The sequence below is a fragment of the Streptomyces sp. NPDC031365 genome (assembly GCF_055569765.1).
The window spans coordinates 13,484-32,819 of sequence record NZ_JBVIIM010000042.1 but is presented as its reverse complement, the minus strand read 5'-3'; the positions used below and the strand labels follow the sequence as shown (position 1 = coordinate 32,819).

Annotated in this window: 20 protein-coding genes and 1 tRNA gene; 6 read left to right on the top strand and 15 right to left on the bottom strand. The window is 69.2% G+C overall.

Going from position 1 to position 19,336, the window contains the following annotated elements; genetic code table 11:
* The first annotated feature begins 498 nt into the window (after positions 1-498).
* The gene (locus tag ACZ5C2_RS35915) at positions 499-759 is read left to right on the top strand and encodes a hypothetical protein (RefSeq protein ID WP_468800795.1); all 261 of its coding nucleotides are present in this window, start codon (positions 499-501) and stop codon (positions 757-759) included.
* A 138-nt stretch (positions 760-897) separates the two neighbouring features.
* Here the strand turns inward: ACZ5C2_RS35915 and ACZ5C2_RS35910 are convergent, their stop codons facing one another.
* Complete coding sequence (locus tag ACZ5C2_RS35910; RefSeq protein ID WP_468800792.1) at positions 898-1,779, bottom strand: ATP-dependent DNA ligase; 882 nt, start codon at positions 1,777-1,779, stop codon at positions 898-900.
* 46 nt (positions 1,780-1,825) lie between these two features.
* Positions 1,826-2,062: a hypothetical protein gene (locus ACZ5C2_RS35905; RefSeq protein ID WP_468800790.1), complete on the bottom strand. Its 237-nt coding sequence runs from the start codon at positions 2,060-2,062 to the stop codon at positions 1,826-1,828.
* Positions 2,063-2,325: 263 nt separating this feature from the next.
* Between ACZ5C2_RS35905 and ACZ5C2_RS35900 the strand changes: the two genes are divergently transcribed.
* From ACZ5C2_RS35900 to ACZ5C2_RS35890, 3 genes are read left to right on the top strand one after another with little or no spacing between them, the layout of a single operon-like run.
* Positions 2,326-5,784, top strand: a complete 3,459-nt coding sequence (locus ACZ5C2_RS35900; protein ID WP_468800787.1) for a DNA polymerase III subunit alpha — start codon at positions 2,326-2,328, stop codon at positions 5,782-5,784.
* Positions 5,785-5,789: 5 nt separating this feature from the next.
* On the top strand, positions 5,790-6,848 hold the full coding sequence (locus ACZ5C2_RS35895) for a DNA polymerase Y family protein (RefSeq protein ID WP_468800784.1): 1,059 nt from the start codon (positions 5,790-5,792) through the stop codon (positions 6,846-6,848).
* Between the two features lie 57 nt (positions 6,849-6,905).
* Positions 6,906-8,312: an AbiJ-related protein gene (locus ACZ5C2_RS35890; protein ID WP_468800781.1), complete on the top strand. Its 1,407-nt coding sequence runs from the start codon at positions 6,906-6,908 to the stop codon at positions 8,310-8,312.
* 69 nt (positions 8,313-8,381) lie between these two features.
* On the opposite strand, the gene ACZ5C2_RS35885 is transcribed toward ACZ5C2_RS35890, so the two are convergent.
* A complete protein-coding gene (locus tag ACZ5C2_RS35885; RefSeq protein WP_468800779.1) occupies positions 8,382-8,741 on the bottom strand; it encodes a hypothetical protein in 360 nt (119 codons plus the stop codon).
* Here ACZ5C2_RS35885 and ACZ5C2_RS35880 point away from each other — a divergent pair.
* Positions 8,740-9,078 carry a DUF6207 family protein gene (locus ACZ5C2_RS35880; protein WP_468800776.1) on the top strand — a complete coding sequence of 113 codons (339 nt, stop codon included), beginning with the start codon at positions 8,740-8,742 and terminating at the stop codon, positions 9,076-9,078. The genes ACZ5C2_RS35885 and ACZ5C2_RS35880 overlap by 2 nt on opposite strands.
* A gap of 122 nt (positions 9,079-9,200) precedes the next feature.
* On the opposite strand, the gene ACZ5C2_RS35875 is transcribed toward ACZ5C2_RS35880, so the two are convergent.
* The 8 genes from ACZ5C2_RS35875 to ACZ5C2_RS35840 all read right to left on the bottom strand — a co-directional run bounded on the left by ACZ5C2_RS35875 (position 9,201) and on the right by ACZ5C2_RS35840 (position 14,689).
* Positions 9,201-9,944, bottom strand: a complete 744-nt coding sequence (locus ACZ5C2_RS35875; protein ID WP_468800773.1) for an SOS response-associated peptidase — start codon at positions 9,942-9,944, stop codon at positions 9,201-9,203.
* A 192-nt stretch (positions 9,945-10,136) separates the two neighbouring features.
* Positions 10,137-10,700 carry a hypothetical protein gene (locus tag ACZ5C2_RS35870; protein WP_468800771.1) on the bottom strand — a complete coding sequence of 188 codons (564 nt, stop codon included), beginning with the start codon at positions 10,698-10,700 and terminating at the stop codon, positions 10,137-10,139.
* 123 nt (positions 10,701-10,823) lie between these two features.
* Positions 10,824-10,900 (bottom strand) — tRNA-Trp (locus ACZ5C2_RS35865).
* A 54-nt stretch (positions 10,901-10,954) separates the two neighbouring features.
* Positions 10,955-11,626: a transcriptional repressor LexA gene (gene lexA, locus ACZ5C2_RS35860; RefSeq protein WP_468800769.1), complete on the bottom strand. Its 672-nt coding sequence runs from the start codon at positions 11,624-11,626 to the stop codon at positions 10,955-10,957.
* 232 nt (positions 11,627-11,858) lie between these two features.
* On the bottom strand, positions 11,859-12,674 hold the full coding sequence (locus ACZ5C2_RS35855) for a sulfite exporter TauE/SafE family protein (RefSeq protein WP_468800767.1): 816 nt from the start codon (positions 12,672-12,674) through the stop codon (positions 11,859-11,861).
* 164 nt (positions 12,675-12,838) lie between these two features.
* A complete protein-coding gene (locus ACZ5C2_RS35850; protein ID WP_468800764.1) occupies positions 12,839-13,474 on the bottom strand; it encodes a class I SAM-dependent methyltransferase in 636 nt (211 codons plus the stop codon).
* Positions 13,471-14,322 carry a hypothetical protein gene (locus ACZ5C2_RS35845; RefSeq protein ID WP_468800762.1) on the bottom strand — a complete coding sequence of 284 codons (852 nt, stop codon included), beginning with the start codon at positions 14,320-14,322 and terminating at the stop codon, positions 13,471-13,473. Before ACZ5C2_RS35845 ends, ACZ5C2_RS35850 begins: the two co-directional genes overlap by 4 nt.
* 79 nt (positions 14,323-14,401) lie before the next feature.
* Positions 14,402-14,689 carry a hypothetical protein gene (locus tag ACZ5C2_RS35840; protein ID WP_468800760.1) on the bottom strand — a complete coding sequence of 96 codons (288 nt, stop codon included), beginning with the start codon at positions 14,687-14,689 and terminating at the stop codon, positions 14,402-14,404.
* A 132-nt stretch (positions 14,690-14,821) separates the two neighbouring features.
* Here ACZ5C2_RS35840 and ACZ5C2_RS35835 point away from each other — a divergent pair, with 132 nt between their 5' ends.
* Positions 14,822-15,595 (top strand): GntR family transcriptional regulator, encoded by a 774-nt coding sequence (locus ACZ5C2_RS35835; RefSeq protein ID WP_468800757.1) that lies wholly within the window; start codon positions 14,822-14,824, stop codon positions 15,593-15,595.
* A gap of 73 nt (positions 15,596-15,668) precedes the next feature.
* Here the strand turns inward: ACZ5C2_RS35835 and ACZ5C2_RS35830 are convergent, their stop codons facing one another.
* Genes ACZ5C2_RS35830 through ACZ5C2_RS35815 form a run of 4 tightly spaced genes read right to left on the bottom strand, consistent with a single transcriptional unit; the run spans position 15,669 to position 19,334 of the window.
* Positions 15,669-16,304: an HAD-IA family hydrolase gene (locus ACZ5C2_RS35830; RefSeq protein ID WP_468800754.1), complete on the bottom strand. Its 636-nt coding sequence runs from the start codon at positions 16,302-16,304 to the stop codon at positions 15,669-15,671.
* A gap of 37 nt (positions 16,305-16,341) precedes the next feature.
* Positions 16,342-16,818 carry an NUDIX hydrolase gene (locus ACZ5C2_RS35825; protein ID WP_468800751.1) on the bottom strand — a complete coding sequence of 159 codons (477 nt, stop codon included), beginning with the start codon at positions 16,816-16,818 and terminating at the stop codon, positions 16,342-16,344.
* 30 nt (positions 16,819-16,848) lie between these two features.
* A complete protein-coding gene (locus tag ACZ5C2_RS35820) occupies positions 16,849-18,468 on the bottom strand; it encodes a carbamoyltransferase family protein (protein WP_468800749.1) in 1,620 nt (539 codons plus the stop codon).
* Positions 18,468-19,334, bottom strand: coding sequence for an AAA family ATPase (locus tag ACZ5C2_RS35815; RefSeq protein WP_468800747.1), 867 nt, complete (start codon positions 19,332-19,334; stop codon positions 18,468-18,470). The genes ACZ5C2_RS35820 and ACZ5C2_RS35815 overlap by 1 nt, the downstream gene beginning before the upstream one ends.
* Between the last annotated feature and the right edge of the window lie 2 nt (positions 19,335-19,336).

Here is a 19,336-nt window from a genome sequence, read left to right as displayed (position 1 = left end):
ACCTCAGGACCATCATCATCCCGAGGCGCACGCCTCACGTCACCGGGTTATCCCCCTGCGTGACTCCCAGGCGTTCCGTGCTCTCGTGGCACGAATGGCCTGGTCTGGCGGTCACTTGTGGTGACGACGGCCAGCAGCAGGCCTCGGTGCACAGCGGCACGCCGTGGTTCTCCGGTGTCGTGCCGGGCACGGACGGCCCATTGTCAGACCCTGCCGGTAGCGTCGTGGGTGTCACAGGACTCTGATCACGACGAAAGAGCCCTGGAACTGCGGACTTTGCTTGGCGGCTGCCGCATCCCAGGGCTCTCGGCGCGTCCCGGGTCCCCCACCCCTCGTGAACGGGCAGTAGGAGAAACCCTTGACTGGCATCTTTGAAGCTACAGCACAGGTAGGACAATCCCTCCGACCTGCGGAAACGGACACGAGCGCGGTTGCTGGGCTCAGCGAAGCGCTCGATACCGACGCCGCCGTCGGTCCGGTGGAGATGCCGGCAGGCTGATGACCGTCTTCCCCATCACCACCGGCCTGTTGCTCATCCTCATGGTGGCGGCGGTCGTCGGCGTCGCCGTGTTCCTCTTCACGAAGAAGAGCAGCATGGCGGTCCCGCCCACGGGGGACCTGGGCATGGCGATCGGCTCGGCCGCGACCGTTGCCATGTTCCTCGTGGCGATCGGACTTGCGTCGGCGCCCCCGAGTTCCGCAGATCCGCCTGACGGGCGCGCCGTACCCACGTGTTCGTCTCTTTCTTCCGGGTGTTGAAGGGCACCTTGGAGGTCGTTGCCGGGCCGGCGGTCGGATGACCGTCGGCCTGGCAACATCCGCCACTCCGCAGGGGACGATATCGACGCGCAGGGTGATGGTCGCGTCCCTCGCGCCCGAGTCTCACGGCTCGGTGGTTCACGTACTGCGCAGCCGGGTCACCGTCACCACGGCGTGCCGGGTCGTCCCGGCCAGAACCTCAACCACCAGTCCGGGAGCGGCGGTGGTGTAGGGCTCCCCTTCCCGGGTGTGCATGCCGCGCGGCGGGCCGCTCGCCGCGAGGTGTACCGCGACCTGAGCGGCGAGCGGCGCCTTCAGCGACTGCGTAAGCGCCACACGCCCGTCGGGGAGCCGGACCGCGAGTGCCCGCGGTCGCGCGGCCGGCCCGGTGTAGCCGACGATTTCGGCTTCCACGGTCTCGGCATGCCTGATCTTCTTCCAGACCCGACCTGTGGTCCTGTAAACGGAGGTGGCCTGCTTGGCGACGATGCCCTCAATTCCTTGCTCCGGGAGTTGTTGGTACCAGGTCATGGCCACCGTGGGGTCGTCGGTCATCGGGACCAGCTGGATCGGCGGCTTGACGTCGTACGCGTCCAGCAGGTCGACGAGTAGGGCACGGCGGTCGTCGTACGGCCGTCCTCGGACGTCGCCGTGCTCGGGGTGGAGAAGGATGTCCCACGCCACGAAATGGGCGGGCAGGTCCTCGGCGAGGCGGCGCGCGCGGGCCGGGGTGGACAGGGCGCGCGACTGCGCGGCCGGGAAGTCGATCCTGCCGTGGGCGTAGATCACTGCTTCGCCGTCGAGGACCAGCCGCGGCGGAAGCATGTCGAGGGCAGCGAGGGCCAAGTCCAACCAGACCGGCGTGACGTCCCGCCCGGAGCGGGCCTGGAGCCGGACGGTGTCCGCATCCCGCCAGATGACGGTCCGGTGGCCGTCGAACTTCATCTCGTACCGCCAGCCCGTCCCGACCGGGAGGGTCGGGACGAGTTCGGCGAGTGCGACGTCGACGGGAAAGTCCACACGATCAGACTCCGGCCGCCGCGGCGCCCGTGCATGTGCAGCGGCGCTACCCGAGGAGGAGCGCCACCGCCTTCGCGGCCAGTGTGAGCGGCGTGTCCTGGGCTGCCAGGACGGTGCCGTAGGCGATCGCGACGTGCTCGATGGTCCTCAGTGCGGTGGACAGCACGCGGGCCTGGTGCTCGGTGAGCTCGTTGCCGGCGTCGAGAGCGAACGAGGTGAGGGTGATCGTCGCGAGGACGACGAACGCCGCAAGCACCGCGAGGTGATCGAGGGTATGGGGCATGTCTGGGCCTCTCCGGGCCGGACGGTCGCCGGCCTCACCCCTTCCGCCGAGAACCAGGCCGTATTACAGGATCAGAACGCGAAGTGAGATGGAAGTCACACGCGTAGGCCTCGGGCCGCTGATTCAAGGCCGTCCCGCTCCTTGCGGTCGCTGAGCGGCGTGGGACAGCATCAGTTCACCCGTTCGCACGCTTGTACGAATCAAGGTTATGGTGGATACCTGGAGAGGTCGAAGGTCAGGGAGGGGCACGCGAAAGACGGGAGGTGCGAGGACGTGGATTTACTCATCTGCGAGTCGCCTCCGGATACGCCGCCCGCTACGGAGCCTCTCTCCCCGACGCCCTCGTGCAGCGCGCCGCCGAGCGCGGGATGACAACGCTCGCGCTGACCGACCGGGACACCGTCGCGGGCACGGTCCGCTTCGCCACCGCCGCCGCGGCAGCCGGTATCCGCCCCGTCTTCGGCGTCGACGTCGCCGTGGCCCCGCTCACCCCGCCAGACCCGGCCGCCGTACGGTCGCGTACACCCGTGCGCGGCGGCGCGCACGTGATCGAGCCGCCGCTGCGGATCACCCTGCTCGCGCAGAACGCGGCCGGGTGGGCGCGGCTGTGCCGCCTGGTGTCCGCCGCGCACGCCGAGGCCGACGGCGCGGCGCCGGTCGTGTCCTGGCCAGTACTACGCGAGTACGCCGACCACAACCTGGTGGTGCTCCTCGGTCCCACCGCCGAACCGGTACGTGCCCTGTCCGCCGGTCGCCCCGACGTCGCCGAGCGGCTGCTCGCGCCGTGGCGGGAGCTGGCCGGAGAGCGGCTGCGGCTGGAGACCGTGTACCTGGGCCGGCAGGGCACCGGCGCGGGATCGCTGCGGCTGGCCGCGCGCACCGTGGGCCTGGCCGACCAGCTCGCCGTACGCGCCGTGTTGACGAACGCGGTCCGCTACGCCGACCCCGGACAGCACCGGCTGGCTGACGTGCTCGACGCGGCCCGACTGCTGCGGCCGGTCGACCACCGGCACCTTGACGGCGGGGAGCGCTGGCTGAAGGACCCGGCCGCCATGACCGCGGCCGCCGAGCGGATCGCCCGCGCCGTCGGCGACGGCGCCGCCCGCGCCGTACGCCTGCTAGCCGAGACCGAGGCCACCGGCCAGTCCTGCACCCTCACCCCGGCCGATCTCAGGCTGGGCAGACCGCACTTCCCCGAACCGTCCGTCGTGGGCGCGACCGGCGGGCAGGGTTCGGCGATGCGGCTGCTGCGACAGCGATGCGAGGCCGGGATGGTCGCCCGCAGCCTGGACACGGACACCCGCGCCGTACAACAGCTCGACTACGAGTTGCAGGTCATCGGCCGACTCGGGTTCGAGGCGTACTTCCTGGCCGTGGCCCAGGTGGTCGCGGATACCCGGGACCTGGGAATCCGGGTCGCCGCCCGGGGCTCAGGCGCCGGGAGCATGGTCAACCATTCATTGTTCGTCGCCACGGCCAACCCGCTCGATCACCACTTGCTGTTCGAACGGTTCCTCTCGGAGCGCCGTACGTCGCTGCCGGACATCGACCTCGACGTGGAATCCGAGCGGCGCCTGGAGGTGTACGACGCGATCATCAAGCGGTTCGGCACGGAGCGGACCGCGGTCACCGGCATGCCCGAGACCTATAGGGCGAGACACGCCCTGCGGGACACCGGGCTGGCCCTCGGGATTCCGCCCCAGGTCGTGGGCGAGATCGCCAAGAGCTTCCCGCATATCCGGGCCCGGGATATCCGCGCGGCCCTGGCGGAGTTGCCGGAGCTGCGGCAACTCGCCGCGCAGGCAGAGAAGTTCGGGTCGCTGTGGGAGCTCGCCGAGGGGCTGGACGCGCTGCCCCGCGGCTATGCCATGCACCCCTGCGGGGTGATCCTGTCCGACGCGTCGCTCCTGAACCGGCTGCCGGTGCAGCCGACTCCGGCCGGCTACCCGATGGTGCAGGCCGACAAGGAAGACATTGAACTCGGCGGCTACGGCCTGCTGAAGCTGGACGTCCTGGGTGTCCGGATGCAGAGTGCGATGGCGCACGCGGTCGCGGAGATCCGTCGTGCCACTGGGCAGGTCCTCGATCTCGACAATCCCGATCACGTCGATCTGAACGACCGGCTGGCCTTCGAGCTCATCCAGGCGTCCGACAGCGTGGGCTTGTTCCAACTCGAGTCGCCTGGTCAGCAAGATCTATTGTCTCGGCTGCAGCCGAGACACATGCAGGACGTCGTGGCCGACATCTCGCTGTTCAGGCCGGGACCCGTAGCGGGCGGGATGCCTGCGCTGTTCATAGCGGCCCGGCACGGCGCGGCGCCGAGGTACGCGCACCCGGACCTGGAGCCGATCCTCGCGGATACGTACGGCGTGGTGATCTGGCATGAGCAGATCATCGCGATCTTCGCACGGCTGACGGGCTGCGACCGCGCGGCCGGCGAGTACGCCCGCCGCGCCCTCGCCGACCCCGAGCGGCTGCCGAAGGTCGAGGACTGGTTCCGTCGCACGGCTGACGAGCGCGGCTACAGCACGGCCGTGCTGGACGAGGTATGGGAGACCGTCTCCAGCTTCGGCGCCTACGGATTTTGTCGCGCGCACGCTGTCGCTTTCGCTGTTCCCGCACTTCAGAGTGCCTTCTTGAAGGCCCGGTTCCCGGCGTTCTTGTACGCGGGGCTCCTGGAGCACGACCCCGGGATGTGGCCGCGCCGGGTCCTCGTCGCCGACGCCCGCCGCCACGGAGTGCCGATCCTGCCCGTCGACATCAACTACTCCCGCGCGGCACACGTGGTCGAGCAGACCGAGCAGGGCTGGGGCGTACGGCTCGCCGCCTCCACCGTGAAGGGCATCAGCGAAGCAGAGGTCGCCCGCCTCGTGGCCGGCCAGCCCTACACCGGCCTGCAGGACCTATGGCAGCGCGCCCGCCCGTCGTTGCCGATCGCGCAGCGCCTGATCCGCATCGGCGCGCTCGGCCCGCTCGCGGGCGATCTCACGCGGCGGGATCTGCTGCTGCAGGCTGCCGAGCTGCACCGGCAGTCTCGCGCCCGCTCCGCCACCGGCGGGCAACTGCCCCTGGGCGGGGAGCTGGTGACCGCCGCCCCGAGCGGTCTGCCGGAGATGACCAGCCGGGACAAACTCGCCGCGGAGCTGGAGACGCTGCAGATCGACGTCACGCACCACCTGATGGAGCACCATTTCCGGCTGCTCACCGAACTCGGTGCCACGGACGCCACACACCTGCGCTCGATGATCCCCGGACAGAAGGTGCTCGTCGCCGGAGTGAGGGCATCCACGCAGACCCCGCCGATTGCGTCCGGCAAGCGAGTCATCTTCGTGACGCTGGAGGACGGCTCCGGCCTGGTCGACATCGCATTCTTCGAGGACAGCCACGAGCGGGTCGCGCACACCGTGTTCCACTCCGGCCTCCTCGTGGTGCGCGGGACCGTGGAAGCCCGTGGCGCGCGCCGCACGGTGGTCGGCGAGATGGTCTGGGACCTAGACGAGGTGGCCCAGGCCCGCCGCGACCACGGCCCCCAAGCCGCCCTTGATCTACTCGGTCGCACCGGTCCCGCCCCCACCCCGGCACAACCGGCGCCGCCGCAACGCACCCTTGCCGACGGCACCGCCGGAGCCCGGCTCCACCCGTACGCCGACCTCCAGCCCGCCGGCACCCGTTCGGCAGACCTGCGGCGGCTCGGCCACCGCAGCCAGGGAAGCGCAGGGTGATCGCTATGGGTCGCCGCATCCTCCATCTGCGCTTCGGCATCCCGGCCGACTACGACGCCGAACTCCCCGAGCGGCTGCGCCGCCTGTTGGAGGACATCGCGCCGCGTGTGCAGATGGTCGAGCCGGACATGGCTGTGCTTGACCTCACCGGGGCAATTCCGTACTGGAAGCGTGACGCCCGTGGACTGACCGAACTGGTCCAGTTGCGTGCGCTCGCGCATTTCGGCGTGCCCAGTGCTGCGGGGTGTGCAGGCAACCGGATGCTCGCCGTGATGGCCAGCGCCCTCACCCCGCTCGGCCGGCGTACCGTCATCGACGACTCCCCCGAGGCTGTCATGGCGTTCCTGCGGCCTCGCCCTGTAAGGGAGTTGCCGGGCGTGGGCGCGAAGACGTCCGCGATGCTCGGCGAGTACGGCCTGCACACCATTGGCGACGTCGCCGACGTTCCCCAGCTCACGCTGCAGCGTCTGTTCGGCGCCCGTGCCGGACGTGCCCTCCACGAGCACGCCCAGGGCCGCGACACCCAGGTCGTTGACCCCACCCCGACGCCGGCAAGCATCAGTACCGAGCACCACTTCGCCCGCGACGAACTCGACCCGGCCGCCCACCGGCGCGTCCTGCTCGCCCTGGCCGACGACCTTGGCACCCGTCTGCGCGGCTCCGGTCAGGTTGCCGCGGGCGTGACCTTGAAGGTCCGCTACGCCGACTCCAGCAGCACCCGGCGCAGCCGGACCCTGTCCGAAGCCACCCAGCACACCGTGCTCCTGGCCCGCACCGCGTACGCCGTGTACACCTCCCTCGGTCTCCAGCGCGCCCGAGTTCGCAGCATCGCCTTGCGCGCGGACGCCCTTCGGCCCGCCGACCAGGCCACCCGGCAGCTCACCCTCGACTCGGCGGCCGACAAACCCCTCGCGGTCGAAGCCGTCGCCGATCACGCCCGCGTCCGCTATGGCCGCCAGGTGCTCTACCCCGCCACCCTCGCCATCAGCTCCCGGCGCCCGTCAGCCCGGCATCAGGACGGAGGCGGACCCACAGAGGACGCGCGTGGACGTCGTGCGACGTAATGGCCCATTGCTTGGGTGCCGATGCCGGATCCACTTGGTTTCTGCGACCATCTGCCCATGGTCGACAGCTGGGATCGTTCAACGCTGCGCGCACTGGTCGGCGAGGTCGTCGCGGGGCTTGGCAGCCTGACGCACCGGGAGCTGAACCCGGCCTTCGCACAGCTGGGGATGCCACCGGTCCCTGATGACGCCGACAGCAAGCGCGAGCGGATCGAGATGAGTCTCAGCCAGGTACCCGACGCCGAGCTGCCACACATCACGCAACGCCTCCTGGAACAGAGCCACCTCCACCTGAGTCCGTCGCGGCGCTACCGCCTCGAGGACCTGCTGTGGGAAGAGGACGCACCGCCCGAGATACCCAAGAAGACCCGCCGTGAACTGGCGCGCGCCCTCGACCTGTCGGAGTTGGCCCAGCGCCACGACCGTTTCATGCGGCTACTCGAACGATTCTGGATAGCCGAGGACTCGGGCCTCTCCTTCACGGAGCTGGAGGGCATGCTGTTGAACGGGATGCGTCCGGTGACGCTGAGAGACCGCATCGAGCGGCACGTCTTCCGCAACCCCGGGGACTGGTCCACGGAAGACCTTTTCGACAACCTCGGGGCGTTCGAAGCCGGAGACGCCAGGCTCGCCCGCTTCCTCGAGGGCCTGGTATCAGCGGACGTCCTCCTTGACGAGCACCTCCAGGAGAAAACCGTCAGCACGATCAACGGTCATCTCCGCGCTGCTAGAGTCGAGTTGAGAGTGACCGGCAACGATGGCGGCTATCCCGTGTTCACCCTGGTGTCGACGCGACTGCCCGGCAACCGGCGGCCGAAAAACATCATCTTCGCCTCGTTCACCAAGCCCGACATCCGCTTCCAGTCCTCAGTGGACAACGACATCGAGATCGTCGGAGGCAACCCGGACGACACCCTCGTCTATGACCGTGAGATCCCCATCGAGGGCCTGCGCTGGCGTGATCTGCATGCCTGGTGGCAGGACACCCGCGAGATCAGCAGCGACACCGAGGCCAGAGGAGACCTGTACCAACGACTCCTCAAGAGCCTGCCGGACAACTCGGACGGCCAGAAGAATCTCTTCATTGCCTACCACCAGATCCTCGGGCCCTCGCCGGGGGATCCCGCTCTTCTGCCCGAGGTGTGGCTGCACTGGGACCATAGAACTGTTCAGGAGCGCGGCCCCGAGGCGTTGCTGCGCTCCCGCATGGATTTCCTGCTGCTGCCACATGGACAGCGTGTCGTCCTGGAGGTCGACGGATCCCAGCACTACACCCGCGACCGCGGGCGCACTCCGGATACAGGCAAGTACGCGGACATGGTTGCCGCTGACCGAGATCTCAAGCTCAGAGGGTACGAGGTGTTCCGCTTTGGGCACGACGAACTCAAGCGTCTCGATGCCGCCCAGACCCTTCTGCGGCATTTCCTCCCGGACATGTTCCGCCGCTTCAAGGTAAGCAACTGACGCCGGGGTCGGTGCAGGATGCTAGGTACAGGCCAGCGCGCCAGTCCGACCGATACCCGCGAGGGCTGCTCAGACAAACGGCAGCTGACCGAGCGGCCGGCCGCGATCGGCCCGCGCTTCCAGCAGAGCATCCACGTCCGGCTCCCTCGTGAAGGCCGGGCCCTCCCAGTACGCCGGGACCGCCACGGGTGTCAGGCGCACCTCGGTGCCGTGGACGCGCGCGGTGTCGAAGAGGGCCTGCAGCAGTTGCAGGCCTGCCAGGTCGAGGGCGCCGAGGCTGGCACGCCACGTCTGGGTCTCGGGGTCGTACGAGGCGATTCCGCGGAGCCTGTCGAGTTGCTCCTGCCATTGAGGATCGGCGGCCGGCGCTGTCCGGATGGTGGCCTCCAACACCCATGCGCCCTCAGGAGCGTTCGGCGAACTGGTCATGCAGGGGACGGTAGACGTCGCCACTGACAACTCACCCGGTCAGGTGAATCCGGAGTCTGAACAGAACCCTGGCGCCCACGAACACGTACTGCCAGACGTGGACCCGATCCGAGAAGTGCACCTGTCCGAACCCGGCCTGCTCGTCATCGACGTCGCGGGCGCCGACGAAGCGACTGTGATGGCTTTCCAGGACGCCGTCGCCCGGACGTGGGGGACGGCGGCGGCCGAGTGTGCGACGCGGGATCCGGGTCAGCCCGGCGTACGGATCCGCCTATACACCGATCTCCGACAGGCGCTTCCCGGGCCCAGGGACGCGGAAGAGTCCGGGATGCAGTGAAGCTGGCTCCGTCACTACGGGGGGAAGCGGCGGAGCCAGCCTGGCTCTACGGTGCCATACCGGCGTGCGACGTGCTCGCTTCCTGAGCAGAAGTCGCCTCCGCAGGAGTTGCCTGAGCACCTTCAGGGGGTGAGTTCGTCCAGGAGGTGGGCTCCGTTGTTGCGGACGTTGTTGACGGCGGTGGAGACGGGGCGGGCGTCCAGGTGCCCGCCGGCCGGCTGGCCGAGCAGGGCCCGCAGCTCGTCGGGGCTCTGGTGGGCGGGGTCGAGCCAGGCGTCGTAGTGGTCGGGGGTGAGGGCGAGCGGCATGCGGGGGTGGATGCGGCCGGCCGTATCGGTGGCTTCGGTGGTGATGATGGTGCAGGTCATCAGCCAGGCGGCCGGGTCGTCGTCCTGCTTCACGGCCGGGTCGCGCCAGTACTCGTACAGACCGGCGAGTGCCATCACCTGGTCATCCTCGGGATGGATGAAGTACGGCTGCTTGCGCACCTTGCCGGTGGCGGGGTCCTTGGCCTGCTGCCACTCGTAGAAGCCGTCGGCGGGCAGCAGACAGCGTCGGCGGGTCAACGCGCGACGGAACGCGGGCTTTTCGTGCACCGTCTCGACCCGCGCGTTGATCATCCGGGCGCCGATCTTCACGTCCTTCGCCCACGACGGAACCAGGCCCCAGCGCAGCGGCCGCAGTTGCCGCTGCACGTTGCCGGAGTCCTCTTCGTCGCGGGGTGTGCGCTCGAGGACGGCCCACACGTCGTTGGTCGGGGCGACGTTCCAGTTTGGCGCGAGCGTCTCCTTCGCGGGGACGTCGGGCACCTGGAAGAGCGGCGCCAGTTCCTGCGGGCTGCGAGTGGATGCGTATCGACCACACATACCGCCACTCTTGCACTAGCAGGGTGTGGAGTGGCGTCGAACCGTGAGTGTGTGCCGCCGAAGGCTGATCAGCGGGCTGCTGCGCCCCCAGACGTCATCGATGTCGTCCAGACCTACAAAACGCAGAGACGCCATCCAGCAGTCCGAACGTCAGCCCCACGAACTGATCGTCCAGCCGTATCGTGCCTAGCGTCAGATCTGCTTGCGCGAGACCAGGCCCTGGTGGCCGTCCTCGTCGTCGGCTGGCTCGCCGAAGTGGGCAGTGTCCCAGTGAAGCAGGCTGAAGCAGAGCTTCTGGAAGCGCTCGGCCAATTCCCACACTTCGCTGCTGTTGATGAAAGTGATCTCGGGACGGTCACTGCGGTGGGCTCCCTTCAAGGTGAGCCACTGGTAGGACTCGTCGTCGTAGATCCAGTAGCCGTGCAGGTAGCGGTTGCGTAGGCGGAATCCTTCCTCCGCAGCGTCCAGGGCTTCGGCGAGTGACGTCTTGCACGAGGCGGAAAGAGTGACCGCTTCCAGCTCCTTTCGGCATTGCTGTACGAGCTTGCCGCCGGTGGCGACTGCCAGTTCGCTGTAGGCCTTCTCAGCTTCGACGAGGTGCACGTAGATCCCGTGCAGGATGTACTCGGCCTCCGCGGCCTTCCGGGCCACGAGCCCCAACCCCAGGGTGATTGTGAGTTCCTCCGCGTCCGCGCCGCTTATGAGATGGGGGATGGGCGGCTCGATGCCGAGGGGGTGGGCGCTGCTCTCACTCACGCGGTCTCCGGGGTGTCCGAGGGTGCGGTCCACTTTGAGGGAGCCGCCTACAGATCATCAGCACTGTCGGGATCGGCGTGACGCCGACGAGGTGAAACCCGCTGGATTTTCGCCGACTTCGTCTGGCAGGGGCGGCAGGACTCGAACCTGCGGCATCCGGTTTTGGAGACCGGCGCTCTGGCCAGCTGAGCTACGCCCCTTCGGTAGGAGTCAGCGTGGCATGACCGACCGGCTCTTCTCCAAGGGATTTCTGCTCAGAGAAGCCGCAGGACGCCGACGACCTTGCCGAGGATCTGCGCCTGGTCGCCGGGGATCGGTTGGTAGGCGGGGTTGCGGGGCATCAGCCACACCTTCCCCTTCTGACGGCGCAGCACTTTGACGGTGGCTTCGTCGTCCAGGAGCGCGGCGACGATGTCTCCGTGGTCGGCGCTGTCCTGGCGGCGGACGGTCACGATGTCGCCGTCGCAGATCGACGCGTCGATCATCGAGTCGCCGGACACCGTCAGGGCGAATAGGTCGCCGTCGCCGACGATCTGGCGGGGCATGGCGTAGACGTCCTCGACCATCTCTTGGGCGAGCAGGGGTGCGCCGGCGGCGATCCGGCCCACGAGCAGCACGTCGACAGGTGCCTCGCTACGGTCCCCCAACTCGGGTGCCCACGACGGCCTCACCCGGTAGGCCCGGGGACGGTGCGGGTCGCGGTAGAGGATTCCTTTGCGCTCGAGGGCCATCAGCTGGTGGGCCACCGACGACGTGCTGGCGAGCTTCACGGCCTGGCCGATCTCCCGCATCGACGGGGGGTAGCCCTGCCGGCGGACGGTCTCCGTGATGTAGCGAACGATCGCTGCCTGGCGGCTCGTAAGTTCCCCTGCGGCGGCCTGAGGGCCCAAGGGGCGGCCTCGGCGTGAGGGCGCGGTGTTTTCCATCCCGGCCACCTCCGTACAAGATCCTCGCGGAACGCGACCTTAACTCGCCATCCAGCACAAATGGAACACCGTTTCGACTGGGTGGCTAGGTGTAGCGCGCGGTGTAGCGCGCAAGTCGCGACACCTGTGGGGCTTCCAGCGCTACAGCCATGCGCCCTACGGTCCTGGCGTGGAGATCACACTTTCGACTTTGTCGGTGCTGCCTTCCCTCGCGTAAAGGAGTGTTAGCGCGTTAGTCGTGACGTGCGAGCTTGGCCGAGGAGACGAGCAGGATCACGGCCAGCACGGGGATGAGTACCAGGTCCGAGAACACGCCGACCAGCAGGCCGCCCAGCATCGCGCCGGCGATCGAGCCTGCGGCCATGACCAGGGTGAAGCGGCGGTTGGCGCCCAGCACCGCGAAGCTGCCGTCCCGGCTGTATCGGGTGAAGGCGACCAGCATGGTCGGCAACGACACCAGCAGGGACAGACTCCCGGCCGTCTTGATGTCCACGGCGAACAGCAGCACGATCGTCGGGATCAGCAGCTCGCCGCCGGCCACGCCCATGATCGCGGCGACCACCCCGATGCCGAACCCGGCGACCATGCCCAGGGGCACTTGCGCCCACAGCGGCAGCGACAGCGTCCCGAGGGTGGTGACGTGGGTGACCAGCAGGGCCGCGGCCATGAGCACCATCAGGGCGGCTAGCACCTTATAGAGGGTGGAGCTGCGCATCCGCACCGCCCACGTCGCACCGGCCCAAGCGCCGATCAGGCTCCCGGCCAGCAGGTTGACCGCGATCGTCCAGTGCGCGGCCAGTGCGGAGGCGGGGACCGCTGCGAGCCGTGCGGGCAGCGCGACCAGTACCACGACCAGGCTCATCGCCTTGTTCAGGATGACCGCGGAGAGCGCGGAGAACCCGAACAGGCTGATCAGCAGCGGCAGGCGGAACTCTGCGCCGCCCAGGCCGATCATCCCGCCCAGGACGCCGATGGCCGCTCCCGCACCGAAGACCAGGGGCATCGGGTGGGTGGAACGTGCGGGAAGGATGTTCTGGTCAGCGGCCATGACGGGCATCCTCCCTGGTGGCGGGACCTGTCCGCCAGGGCGCGGGCTCACGCTCGGGGGAAGGCACCGGTCATCGGCCCGGCATTCGTCCGGACCTCCCAACCGCTGACCAGAAAGTGGAGTCAAACTCCGGTATTGCCCTCGGCGGGATGAAGCGGACGTGATCAGCTGTAGTCGCGCAGTACGACTGCCCTCTGTCTCCGGCTCAGTGAGTACGTCCGGCGGAATGCCCATCCGGAACTCAGAGTTTGGAGTTCCTGTTCGGTGAGGGCTCGGTGGAACGGATCGGTGTCTGGCTTCCTGCACTCGCCGGGCTGGTCGACGTACACGAGCGCGTAGAAGGTGCCGGAGGGGCGCAGCCAGCGTCCGATGTCCGTCAGCAGCCGCTCGTACTGGAGGTACGGCAGCGCGTAGCGGCAGGTCACGAGGTCGGCGCTGCCCGGTTGCAGACTGTGGTGAATGGGATCGCCGTCGATGTCCCAGTGTGCGTACGTCACGCCGGCCGCTCCGGCCGCCGCAGCCTGCCGGAGGGCTTCGGTGGAGAAATCGAGTCCGATCGCGTTCAGCCCCCAGGCGGCGAGTTGCCGGGGCCACTGGCCGTTGCCGCACGCCAGGTCCACGGCGGACATCCCGGGCCTCGGGGCGACGTGGTCGTAGAAGAGCTGGGCTTCTTTGTGGCTGACTACGGTGGGCCGGCCGGTCTGGTACCAGTGGTCCCACTGCTCGGGCGACAGGCGCGCTCCGCTTAGGCTGCCGGTTTCGTGCCCTGTGGCATCGGCGGAGGCCTGCGAGCGGGTCACAGCGACACCTCGCCCGACATCAGCTGTGCCCGGACGGTCTTGAGGCGGGCGTCCGCGGAGAGGAAGCAGCTGACCGTCGCGCCCAGGAGGCGCGCGTACTTCAGGCCCCTTCCCTTCTCACCGTCGATGGCGGCCTCGCTGAGCGGGACGTCCGGGCGCGGGTCTTGCACGTCGATCAGCAGTGCCTCGTCCTCGGCCACGGCCAGTCGTACGGTCATTCGCGCGAGCGTCTCGTCGGCGGGCCGGGCGTGGACGACGGCGTTGTACGCGAGCCGGGACAGCACCTCGATCGCCGTGACGATGTCACCGGGCCACCTCAGTAAGGTCAGGCGCATGCGGGCATCGTCCCGGAGTCGGCGCAGGCTCGCCGGGGTCATGGCGTAGGACTGGGACCATTCACGGTCGACGGGCGCGGTGAGGACGGAGTCCGGGGCGTCGGAGGGCTCGTTGACGGGCAGGAGCGTTCGGTGGTGCCCGGCGTGTGGGTAGGCGGCGAAGGCGGGCAGGCTCAGCAGCCACTCGCGCAGTTCCCTCTGTTCTGCAGGCGTGGTGGCTATCTCGTGCTCGGCCGGTACGACCAGACCGGCGGCCTCACCAGTCGCCAGGAGATGTTCGACGGTGCGCCAGCCGGTGCGGCTTCGGGCCGGGATATGGATTGGCGCCAGATCGTACGCCTCATGCGCGACGGTCCACCCCTGCTGTTCGGCGAAGTCGCGCAGGAATGTGAGCGTCTGGACAGCGATCCGGGAGTTGACGCTGGTCGTGTAGAGCACGACCTCGGCTCCGGCTGGGGCGGCGTCCTTGGCCGTCTGGGGCGGGCCGGAAGCGATGGGTGTCGGATAGGTCATGCCGTCAGCTCCAGAGCCTTCAGGTGATCGTTTTGGCGCGCTGCAGCCGACGGAGGCAGGTCGCGGTACGCGGGGAAGGTCACGGGGTTTCTCCTCCGGCAGCGGCCGTCTCGATCTCCGCCCAAATGACGGAAGTGCCGCTGTGCTGGAGGCAGTGACCGAAGCGGTCGGCGGTTCGCATCAGGAAGGCGAGCACATCGAGGCGGACCGCTTCGCTGAGCGCGTCCGGCACCGGCGCGGAGATACGCAGACCGGTGTCGCTGGCTTCCGTGCGAACAGCCTCGGGATCGTCGTCGTCCAGGGGCACGCCGAGCGCCGTGCTGAGCATGGAGGCGATCGCGGTGGCCCTGGTCGTCGGCGAGCTCACGGATCTCCCCTGTACACACGTGATCACGTAACGTATATCTGATGCATTAGCTTGAACCTGATGCATTAACTTGTCAATCGAGAGCCGCAATCCCGGCACTGAGACAGCCGCCGACCAGTACGGAGTCCTCGCATGGGCAACGCCGAGCCGCCGCCGCACCAGGTGGTCGCAAGCGACCTGCGGCGTCGACTCGCGGAAGGCGAGTGGGAGGTCGGCGAGAAGCTGCCCTCCCGGGCGCAGCTCGCCCAGCACTACGGCGTGGGTCCCAACGTCCTGCAGAAGGCCACGGAGCGTCTCATCGTCGAAGGACTTCTCGAAGGCCGCGCGGGGTCGGGGACCTATGTGGCCCCGCTGCGCGAGCGGCGCCGGATGATCCGTTCCCGGCACCGCGAACGCCGCGGCAGCAGCCCGTTCCGCGCCGACATGTCGGAGATCGGCAGCAGCGGTACCTGGGAGGCGTCCTCCGAGGCCCGCACACCCGCCCCGGAGAACATCGCCCGGCGCCTCGGCATCGCGCCCGGCGAGCCGACCGTGCGCACGGCATACGAGTTCCTCGTCGACGGCAAGCCCGCCCAGCTTTCCGTCAGTTGGGAGCCCATGGCCATCACCGGCGACACCCCCATCCTGCTTCCCGAGATGGGCCCGCTCGCCGGCAAGGGCGTGGTGGAGCGGATGCGCTCCATCGGCATCGACATCGAAACCTGGCTCGAGATCCCGCGCCCTGCCCGGGCAACCCCGGAGCAGGCCGACCTGCTCGGTATCAGTGCCGGCGACCTGGTGTTGGCGATCGAGCGGACGTACTACGCCAGCGACGGCCGCGCCGTGGAGACCGCCGACATCGTCGTCCCGGACCGCAGCTGGGAAGTGGCCTACGAGTTCGCCGTCGACCCACCCGAGCCCGCCTGATCATCATCACGGCAACGCCCGGGGTGGTGCCTTGAGGAGCACCCACGGCCGCCAATACCGCTTCGTGCGAAGGCTACTGGCCGAGCAGGGATGCGAGCGCGATACGCAGTTCGTCGAGCTTGCGGTAATGGAGGGCGGCCATTCCGGCGTCGCGGGCGGCCGTCACGTTGGCGGCGGTGTCGTCGATGAACAGGCATCGGTCAGCCGCGGTCCCGAGACGTTCGGCGGCGATGCGGTAGACCCGGGGATCGGGCTTCGCAACGCCGATGCGGGCGGTGTTCACCACCGTGTCGGCCACGGCGTCCAGTCCCTGGCGGGCGAGGTCCTGCTCCAGCCGGGTGGTTCCGTTGGAAACCAGGGCCACGGCTGCGACGGTACGGACCTGGGTGAGCAGGGCCACGAGTTCCCGGTCCACGATCGGGACGAGTTCGGACCAGGCGGCCACGGCAGCGCGGGCGCGTTCCTGCGACCCGCAGGCAGAGGCAAGCTCGGCGGCCACGGCGGACCGCCATTGCTCATCAGTGATTTCCCCGGTAATGGCGGGGTGGATGCGGGCCGGCGCGAAGGCCGCGGCAACGAGGGCACCGGCGGGCAGTCCGTGGGCCTGCTCGATCTCGTCGTCAGCGGGCCAGTGCCGCAGTACGCCGTCGATGTCGCAGAGCACGGCGGCGTACGGCACGGGAGAGCCGGCCGGGCAGTTCTCAGTCATGCCCGCAGTCTGCTCCGCCGCGCTGAGCGGGGAACGCTCATCCGTTCAGGACGACGGGGCGCATGGGTGCACCGTTTTCGAGGACGCCGGTGACCAAGTCGGCGAGACCGAGCGGGTAGACCGTCTCGGCCGTGGCGCGCAGCTCGGCGAGGGTCCACCAGCGGTGCTCGCGGATGTTGTCGGGCTGCGATGCCCGGGCCGGGTCGACGTCGGCCGCGGAGATGCGGGTGAGGAAGTACTTCTCCACCTGCCGGACCTCGCGTCCGCCGACCAGGTGATCCTTGCTGCGCTCCGCGAGCTGTGCCCCCAGTTCGACCCCCTTGTCGTCGACACCGAGTTCTTCGCGCAGCTCACGGAGCGTTGCCGTCGCGTGGTCCTCTCCGTCTTCCAGGGAGCCGCCGGGCGTAGCCCAGAAGCCGCCGTTCTCGTCGTAGCTCAGCAGCAGGACGCGGTCGTCAGCGTCGAGGACGATGGCGCGGGCGGCTTCCCTCAGCGGCGGAGTGGAGGTCGTCATGCCCTCAGTGTGGCAGCCCTCAAAGGGGGCTCAGGACCGCTCGACCAAGTATTCGCCAATGCACGCCGCGTCCAGGTCGCAGGCCTGGAATGTGGCGAGCGCGTGGGCGGGAGTCTCGACGATGGGCTCGCGGTCGTTATAGCTGGTGTTCAGGACGACGGGCACTCCGGTGAGCTGGCAGAAGTGCTCGATCAGCGCCCCGTACGCCGGTGCGACGGCAGGATCGACGGTCTGCACGCGCGCGGTGCCGTCGACGTGCACGACTCCGGCGATCTTGTCGGCGTGGTCGGGGCGGACAGGCGGGGCGAGCAGCATGAACGGGCTGGGTACGTCCAGGTCGAACCATGTGCTCGCGTGGTCGGCGAGGACGGCCGGCGCGAATGGCCTGAACGGCTCGCGATGCTTGATCCTCTCGTTGAGGGCGTCAGAACTGTCGCGGGTGCGGGGATCGGCGAGGATGCTGCGCGCGCCCAGCGCGCGGGGCCCAAGCTCGCTGCCGCCCTGGACCCAGCCGATGATCTTCCCGTCGGCGATCATCTGTGCGGCCGTACGGGCGATGTCGCTCTCGCGCCGCCACGTGAAGGACGTCCGGCGTCGTTCGACCAGACCGGAGCGGGGATCGCGGTGCAGGGCCTGTTCGATCTCCTCGCTGGTGTAGTCGCGGCCGAAGTAGTCGCTGTTCAGGGGACGTTTGGGGATGTCGCCGGTGAGGCGGTGCCAGGCGTAGAGCGCGCAGCCGAGGGCCTGGCCGCGGTCGGATGCGGAGGGCGGGGCGAAATACCCTCCGACCCCGGGCAGGCGGCGGATCTTGTCGGCTGCGACGCAGTTGAGGGCGACCCCACCGGCGAAGCACAAGTCAGGCAGGCCGGTCGCGGCGATCGTCTGCGTGGCGAGTGCGCATAGGGCGCGCTCGGTCTGGTCCTGTACGTAGGCGGCCGCGTTGGCAGCGAGGTCGCCTTGGCCGAGGCTGCCATACGGACCGAAGTCGAAGCCGGTCCGCCTCGCGAGATCGGCGACTCCGGGAGCGTGGGTGCGGGTGAGCCGTCCGTGGACCTGGGTGTCGACGACGTCGAACAGCGGGGCGAGGTAGAGGCCCGGGTCGCCGTACGAGGCGAGCGCCATGGTCTTGCCGGCTTCCTGCTCGTGCCAGCCGAAGTGGTTGGTGAAGGCCTCGTATGTCGCGCCGATCCCGGCCGCCCGGGGTCGGGTGTGCGGATTGCCGCCCAGACGTTCGATTCCGTCGGGGGTGGCGGCGTAGTAGGTCTCGGTGTCGTTGTTGTTGCCGCCGCCGTCGACGACCAGCACGGTCGCCGTCTCGTACGGGCTGAGGCAGTAGGCGGTGTAGGCGTGGCTGAGGTGGTGGTCGACCGGGAGGATCCGCTCGCGGTCGATGCCGAGGTGCGCCAGGCCGGTCTCGGTCCGGGTGGGTGGGGTGCGGCCGATGCCGCTGACGGCGACCAGGTCGACGTCGGCGAGCGTCAGACCGGCCGCGCGCAGGCAGTACAGGAGCGAGGCCTCGAAGCCTGGGCTGTAGCGGGTGCGGTTGAGGCGTTCCTCGCCGATCGCGACCATCACGGTGTCGGTGATCAGGGCGGCGCCGCCGTCGTGACCGAGGTTGATGCCGACGACGCAGGGGGTGGCGCGGCTCATCAGGCGGCCCTCCTGTCGGAGGCGGCGAGCGGGTTCCACAGCCGGGTGTGTCCGGCCGGGGCGCGGTGCAGGGCGCCGAGCTGGCAGAGCTGGACGGTGTGGCCGCGGTGGTCGATCGCCGGGGTGAAGGGGTGGCCGAGGGCTTCCAGTCCGCCGAGCTGGGTGTAGGCGTGGGCGAAGGGCTCGTCCAGCGGCGGCCGCGGGGCGGGGGCGGTTTGGGAGGTGAGGCGCCGGGCGGTCTGGTCGAGTCCTGCGTCCGTGAGTACGCCGGCGACCTGGGCGAGGACCGCTTCCGGTGTGGCGCCGTCGGTGTTGATGATCGCGGGTGGGGTCGGGCACAGCGTGGGGGCGATCTCGGTGTAGAAGGTGTGCAGCCGCTCCAGAAGGCCTTCGTCGAACCACTGCTTCCACCTGGGCAGTTCGGCGACCTTCCCGCGGCGGGTCAGGCTCTGGTCGGGGCTGACCAGGAGGATCGCGGTGAGGACCGTCTCGGGGAGTTCCGGAGCGATGCGGCGGGCGTAGAAGTCACGCGCGACCGTGTAGGGCAGGGAGTCCTCGGCGTGGGTGGCGTAGCAGTAGGCCAGGGCGCCGAGGTGGTTGCGGTCGGCGATGAGCAGGCGGGTTGCCTCGTCGGTGACCAGGCGGCGCATGGCGCGGGCCTTGTCGAGTTCGTGCCGCAGGAACCACAGGGTGTGTCCGGCCGGGCTGGGGTGCACAGGCGCGGCAAGTCCGGTGGCGAGGCGGGCGTTGGGCTCGGTGATCCACATCGCGTCGTCGCCGAGGGCGCACACCATGCGGGCGAGCAGGGATGTCTTGCCCGCTCCGGGCGGGCCGTCCAGAACCAGTACGGGAGCGTCGTGGGCCACGA